The sequence below is a fragment of the Mesorhizobium sp. M7A.F.Ca.AU.002.02.1.1 genome (assembly GCF_003998535.1).
Classification (GTDB): Bacteria; Pseudomonadota; Alphaproteobacteria; order Rhizobiales; family Rhizobiaceae; genus Mesorhizobium; species Mesorhizobium ciceri.
Genome location: NZ_RZPB01000329.1, coordinates 1 through 6510, shown reverse-complemented (window position 1 = coordinate 6510; position 6510 = coordinate 1). Strand labels below are relative to the sequence as shown.

Annotated in this window: 6 protein-coding genes; 4 read left to right on the top strand and 2 right to left on the bottom strand. The window is 62.4% G+C overall.

The features are described 5' to 3' along the window. Both EN879_RS19880 and EN879_RS19875 read right to left on the bottom strand, forming a co-directional pair. A partial coding sequence (locus EN879_RS19880) for a PAS domain-containing protein (RefSeq protein WP_245493841.1) occupies positions 1–1016 on the bottom strand: 1016 nt, incomplete at its 3' end. A 74-nt stretch (positions 1017–1090) separates the two neighbouring features. Beyond that, a complete protein-coding gene (locus EN879_RS19875) occupies positions 1091–2233 on the bottom strand; it encodes a helix-turn-helix transcriptional regulator (RefSeq protein ID WP_063170515.1) in 1143 nt (380 codons plus the stop codon). A gap of 283 nt (positions 2234–2516) precedes the next feature. On the opposite strand from EN879_RS19875, the gene EN879_RS19870 reads away from it, so the two are divergent. The 4 genes from EN879_RS19870 to EN879_RS19860 all read left to right on the top strand — a co-directional run. Then, positions 2517–3881 carry a YadA-like family protein gene (locus EN879_RS19870; RefSeq protein ID WP_245491968.1) on the top strand — a complete coding sequence of 455 codons (1365 nt, stop codon included), beginning with the start codon at positions 2517–2519 and terminating at the stop codon, positions 3879–3881. 10 nt (positions 3882–3891) lie between these two features. Next, the gene (locus EN879_RS19865) at positions 3892–4563 is read left to right on the top strand and encodes a hypothetical protein (protein WP_063170513.1); all 672 of its coding nucleotides are present in this window, start codon (positions 3892–3894) and stop codon (positions 4561–4563) included. Between the two features lie 219 nt (positions 4564–4782). Then, positions 4783–4920 carry a hypothetical protein gene (locus EN879_RS39040; RefSeq protein WP_164752043.1) on the top strand — a complete coding sequence of 46 codons (138 nt, stop codon included), beginning with the start codon at positions 4783–4785 and terminating at the stop codon, positions 4918–4920. Between the two features lie 469 nt (positions 4921–5389). Then, the coding region (locus EN879_RS19860) for a PAS domain-containing protein (RefSeq protein ID WP_127274196.1) at positions 5390–6510 on the top strand (1121 nt) is incomplete at its 3' end.

Below are 6510 nucleotides of genomic sequence, written 5' to 3'. Positions count from 1 at the left end.
AGATAGGTGCGGCAGGTCTTCACGGTAATGTGGGAAAGGGCCGCGGCTTCCTTTAGAGACCGCCCCGATGCCAATGCCGTTGCAAGCCTCGCTTCGGCGGGTGTCAGGTCAAACAGGCTGCGAACATGTAGCTCGAAGCCATCGGGAGTGCGCCGGGCGACCTCCGTCACCATGATCACCGCGCAGCGCTCCGACGCCAGGCCATAGGCGCGGGCATCGACGAACGGTGCGACTGACAACACCAGCCGCGTCAGATCAGATCGCTTGTGATCCGATGGCACGATCAGCGTTCCTCCGGTGCCTGGCATGGCGCCGTTCCGCAACGAGCAGGCATCGGCAACCAGCCGTTGAAGCTCCTGCGCATCTCCGGCATTGGAGGCGACTACCACACCGTGCTTCAGCGCCAGCGGACTGTCGGGCCGCGCCAGCATCGCCTCGGCGGCCTCGTTCATCTGCACGATCCGCTGATGGCCGTTGATCAGAAACACGCCGAAGGGCAGATGCGAAAAAGCCGATGCCAGCGCTGACGTATTCTCCAGCCGCCGGCCGATCTGCCCGGCGCGCAGCATGTGCGGCACGATCTTTTGCAACAGCTGGACGTCGTCGCCACCGAACGCTTCCTGCCTCAAACCGCGATGAATATCAAAAAACCAATAGGAGCCGTTGGCGGCCAGAAGATTACAGGCAAGCCCGTGATACATGTCACGCGGCCTGTACCAGTCTTGCCAGAGTTCACGGCGGCGGAAGCCGGCGCCCCCTTCCGTTACCAGCGTGCGGTCATAGACTTTGCCCACAGGCAGGGCGGCCGCGACTACGCTGATGGGATCGCGCATGTGCGCAGCGGTTACTTCGGACGAAACGAACTCGGGATCATAAACTGTTGAAACTGCGTTGCTCGTCGTTGGATCGAGCCGCACAATGCAGGAGCGCGAGCCGCCAAGGAGATCGCGCAGACCAGTCACTGCTTCGAGCCAGCGTTCCTGATCGTAGGCAGCCTCGTAGATCTGGCCGACCACGGCGGACACCGCTTCCAGGTTTGCGTCAGCCATTGGCCTCGAAATCCTTAGCACGCTCGCTGTGCATGAGCCGGCTACCCGCCGCGCCCGCTAAGCGGTTCGGTGCTCTTGAGCAGCGCAACCAGTTCGCTCTGCTGCCGGGTGCGGGTCTTGGAGAAGATACGTTCGAGATAGGTGCGGCAGGTCTTCACGGTGATGCTCGAGCTTGCCGCGGCTTCCTTCAGCGTCCGCCCGGATGCCAATGTCGCTGCGAGCCGGGCTTCGGCCGGCGTCAGGTCGAACAGGCTGCGGACATGCGTCTCGAAGCCATCGGGGATGCGCCGGGCGACCTCGGTGACCATGATCACCGCGCACCGTTCCGAGGCCAAACCGTAGGCGCGGGCGTCGACGAAGGGCGCAACCGACAGCACCAGCGGCGTCAGGTCGGAGCGCTTGTGATCCGACGGCACCATCAGCGTTCCGCCGGGTCCGGGCATGGCTCCGTCCGGCAGCGAGCAGGCATCCGCGACCAATTGTTGAAGCTCCTGCGCATCCCGGGGATTGGAGGCGACGATCGTGCCTCCATTCAGCCTCAGCGGGCTGTCAGGCCGCGCCAGCATTGCCTCGGCGGCCTCGTTCATCTGAACGATCCGCTGGTGGCCGTTGACCAGGAACACGCCGAAGGGCAGGTGGGAGAAAGCCGATGCCAACGCCGAGGTGTTCTCCAGCCGCCGGCCGATCTGCCCGGCGCGCAACATATGCGGCACGATCTTCTGCAACAGGTCGATGTCGTCGGCACCGAACGCGTCCTGCCTGGAGCCGCGGTGAATATCGAAAAACCAATAGGAGCCGTTGGATGCGAGAAGATTCGAGGCGAGCCCATGATGCATGTCGCGCGGCCTCATCCAGTCCTGCCAAAGCTCACGGCGGCGGAAGTCGGCGCCGTCTTCCGCTATCCGTGCACGGTCATAGATGTTGCCAACCGGCAGCGCAGCCACGACGGTGCTGATGGGATCCCGCATGTGTGCTGCCGCCGCCTCGGGAGTACACAGTCCCGGATCATCGACAGTCCCCACCGCGTTGAACGCCCGCTGATCAAGCCGCGCGATACAGCTTCGCGATGCCTTGAACAGGTCGCGCAGGCCGGTTACCGCACTGAGCCAGCGTTCCTGGTCGTAGGCCGCCTCATAAATCTGGCCGACCACGGCGGAGACCGCTTCGATGGTGACGTCAGCCATGGGAACTTTCCGATCCTTGGGACGATCAGGTTTCGTGAAGAAGCCTAACACACGGAAGCTCTCGCGCAAGTTGCATTGTCGCTGAAGGCGATGATGTCGCCACCGGGTTCCCCTCATCGATAATTAGCAAAAATGAATATGTGACCATGCGGCAACAACCCGACCCAACAAGGAGGTAGCGGCCTCACAAAGCGAGGAACAGTCGGCATATGACGACTGTTCGCTTCATCGCCTTGTCTGCACTCTCCCGCCACATCGGCAATTTGATCGGGGGTTTTTGGGCGTGGTGGCAAGAATGATCAAGCAGGCGGGCGCGCCGCGCCAACTAGAGACAGCCGCACCGTCGGATGGGAGGCGGTTCCGGCTCGCATCGAGAGACGCGAAAGCGACTGAGCAAGACAGCTCGCGCGGCGGTCCGGTCCTCGTCACCGCTTTGGCCGGCGCGATGGTTTTGGCCATCTCGGTATTTCCAGGGCATGCGTTGGCAGGTGAGTGCGCTGGCGGCCACGACACTGGCCATTCCAACAGCCTCGCCTGCGGCAATGATACCAGTATCCCTATAGGACAGGCACAGACATCTGCTGCCTTCGCCACAGCCGTCGGTCCGCACGCGTATGTGGGAGAACTCGAAGGCTCGGCCGTGGGTTATAATGCGGAGGCAGGGGCGCAGGGCACTGCCCTGGGCGCCTATTCAAAAGCGGGACTTGATATCGGCTTTCTGAGCAGCGGTGGCACGGCCATCGGCATGGGCGCCGAGGCGGGCGTAGCGGCTGATGGGCAGAACGAAGCCACTGCATTGGGTCACAACTCAACCGCCAATGCCTTGAACGCCACCGCGCTGGGCGCGGGGGCAACTGCCAATTTCTTGGCTTCCACCGCGATCGGCCAAGGCGCATCGACAACACGCGATAACCAGGTCGCCATCGGCACGGGCGGAAACACCTACACGCTGGCCGGCGTCAATTCGCAGGCGAGCAAGGACGCGCAAGGCGCCACGACCTATCTGATGACAACGGACGGCGACGGCAATCTGGCGGCTTCAACATTCGATGTCGCGACCCTCGAGGGCCTGCCGGCACAGGTCGCCCAGAACAGCACCGACATCACCAATCTGAGCACCACGGTAAACAGTCATACAACGCAGATCACCGCTAACACCGCCGAGCTCGTCGATCATGAGACGCGCATCACCAACAACACGACGCAGATCGCGGCCAACACCACCGAACTCGCCGATCACGAGACGCGCATCACCAGCAACACCAACACGCTCACCACGCACACCACGCAGATCGCGGATCTCGACACCAGGGTAACGACCAATGCCACCAATATTGCTGCGCTCGACGGCCGCGTTGGCGCGCTTGAATCCGGCTTCCAGGATATTGGCAAGCAGATCGGCGAAAGCCGCACGGAAGCCCGTGGCGGTACGGCGCTAGCCCTGGCGACGGCGGGACTGCGTTACGATGACAGGCCTGAGAAACTGTCGATCGCTGGCGGCTTTGGTCATTTCAAGGGGCAATCGGGCCTGGCGCTGGGACTTGGCTACAACACCAGTGAGGATTTTCGCCTCAACGCCGCCGTGTCGGCGACAACCAGCCGTGGCGATGTCGGCGTCAGCGTCGGAGCCTCATGGACACTGAACTGACGCGGCCGGCATGAACGGGGTTTTGGGGCTTCAGCAGATCGTGTCTTTTCAGTGGCGGGCGCCCGGTTGGCGGACCTCGGGCGCCCGCGGTTTTTTCGCTGCGTTGGCCGTCGCGCTGATGGTCGTCTCGGTGCCTGTGCACCCCGCGCATGCGCAAAGCAGAGACAAGCGGGTGATGCAAAAGGCAGCCCATCCCGCCAGCATCGACCGCAACGGCGTGCTGATCCTCACCAGGACAACGCTGCTGGCGCTCGACCAGGCCAACAAGACCGGCAACTACACCGTGCTGCGCGATCTCGGCTCACCGAATTTTCAGGCCAACAGTGCCGCTCAACTCGGTGACATCTTTGCCAGTCAGCGCAAGCAGGCGCTCGATTTCAGCGCCGTCGCGGTACTCGATCCGCAACTGACCTTGCTGCCGCAGATCGAGCCGAACGGTATGCTGCACATAGCGGGGTTTTTCCCATCGGTACCGCTGCAGGTCAATTTCGAGCTGCTGTTCGAACCGGTGAACCGGCAGTGGAAAATCTACGGTGTGTCGGTCAACCTCACGTCCGGCGGGCCGCAGGCGCCCGACACACCCGCCGCCGAGCCGCCGAAGAGGGCCGTTACAGGCCCGCCGCCGGATGGGCCCTCGATCGCCGTGCAAGCGAAGAAGGGAACCAAAGCGGTCAAGCCGTAGGAACGTGGATGCAGGCGGAGCGCTGTTCATCAATGAAGGCGCAACCGTTACCATCAGCAATGTCGACCTTTCCGGCAACGAGGCCAAGGGCGGCGTGGCCAGCAACATCCATCTTTCGTTTGGCGGCGGGTCCGGCGGCGCAGGCAAGCTTCGGGTGGCAATGACTCGGCAAGCCAGGGCGGCATTGGCGGCTCGCCCAATGGCGGCAACGGCGGGACGATGCTCGCAACGGTCGTCATAACCAATAACGGCTCGATCGGCGGTGGCTTCCGCCTTATTGTACTGGAGGTGGGGCACACCCAGCAGATGCCTTCCCAGATTTGCCGTGCGCAAATCGTCAGTGTCGGCAAGGACTAGGGGACCACCTGCTGTAATTGCCCCGGACTGTGCGAGTTGGTGAGCTAGAAGTCCGCCGATCTTTATGCTGCCGATAAGAAGTATGGCTTTGCCACTAAAATTGCCGCGCGATCCCGTGTTTCGACAATAGATGTACCCACGGGGCAAATGTCCCCACCCCTGTGTCTCACAGGCGTGCCGATTTTCGTCAAGGGCTGGTGGGGCAGGGGACGGGTTTTGGCGAACAAGGCTGTTCACGTGAAAACGATGGATGGCGACTGTCTGCCAAAAATTGGCGGAACGCGGACTTCACTGCCCTAACCGGACCGTCGGCTTTGCGCCTCATGTCGGCCATAGATGCAGCAGCAATCAAGGTGGCCCTACCGAACTGCCCTGATCGCGGGGTCGACCGCACCGCCGACCGGGCTGTAGCTTCTTTAGACCTCGGATAGGTTTTGGCGCTATCTATCGGAAAAAAGGAGCCGAAGTCATGATCGAGATCTGGCAGTCACTCCTCGCCAATCTTGCACTGGTCTCCATCCTCGTGGTCGCCTGGGACCTTGTGGCGGACTTCACCGGGCGCCTTTCGAAGCGGATGCAGTCGCTGCTTCTTGGCGTGGTCATGTGCGTGGGCGCGATCATTTCGATGGCGACGGCGTTGTCCGTCTCCGGCTTCGTCGTCGATCTGCGCGCCGCCTTCATTGCTGCGGCCGCGTTCTTCGGCGGATGGCCGGCAATGCTGATCGCCACGGTCGGCTCCATTGCCTATCGCGTCCATCTCGGCGGGCAGGGCGCCAGCGCCGGGGTCATGGGTATCCTCATCACCGCAATCGTCGGTATCGCGTGGCATCACATCGTCGCGGCCCGTTCGCGCACCATGTACGACATATTCGGTCTGGGCGTAACGGTCGCTCTCGCCGGGCTGATCACGCTTCTGGTCATCCCCGCGCAAGCCGTCGCCGGCCTGGTGCAGCAGAGCACGTTCCCGTCGCTCGTGTTCCGCTTCCTCAGCACAATCATCATCGGCGTCCTGCTCGATCGGCAGCAGCGCCGGCGGGAGCTCTTGATGTCCAACATGACCTACCGGGCCATGGTTCGCGAACTGCCCGATTGCCTGAACATAAAGGATGTCGACGGCCGCTTCATCGCCGCCAATCCGGCCACCGCCGAAATGGTTGGCGCCGCTTCAGTCGACGATCTGATCGGCAAGACGGATTTCGATTTCTATCCGAAAGAAGTCGCGGAACGGTTCCGGCAGGATGAGATGGGCGCGCTGGAGGCCGGGCAGACGTTGCGGATCGATCAGCCGGCGCTTTTGCCGGATGGCCGGCAAGGCTGGCTCTACACCCTCAAGGCACCGTTCCGCGACGAGTCCGGCAAGATCGTCGGTGTCATCACCTACAATCGCGACATCACCGAGCAGAAACGCACCGCCCAGCTCAAGAACGATTTCATTTCCACGGTCAGCCATGAGTTGCGCACACCGTTGACCTCTATCCGGGGTTCGCTCGGCCTGATCGCGGCCGGCGTGGCCGGCGAACTGCCGCCCAAGGCCGCCAATCTCGTCAACATCGCCCACACCAATAGCGAAAGGCTGGTTCTTCTCATCAA

Bases quoted from the DNA above. Each gene is read 5' to 3' on its own strand.
- EN879_RS39040 (WP_164752043.1), top strand. From the start codon at position 4,783: ATGCTCGCAACGGTCGTCATAACCAATAACGGCTCGATCGGCGGTGGC.
- EN879_RS19865 (WP_063170513.1), top strand. From the start codon at position 3,892: ATGAACGGGGTTTTGGGGCTTCAGCAGATCGTGTCTTTTCAGTGGCGG.
- EN879_RS19875 (WP_063170515.1), bottom strand. From the start codon at position 2,233: ATGGCTGACGTCACCATCGAAGCGGTCTCCGCCGTGGTCGGCCAGATT.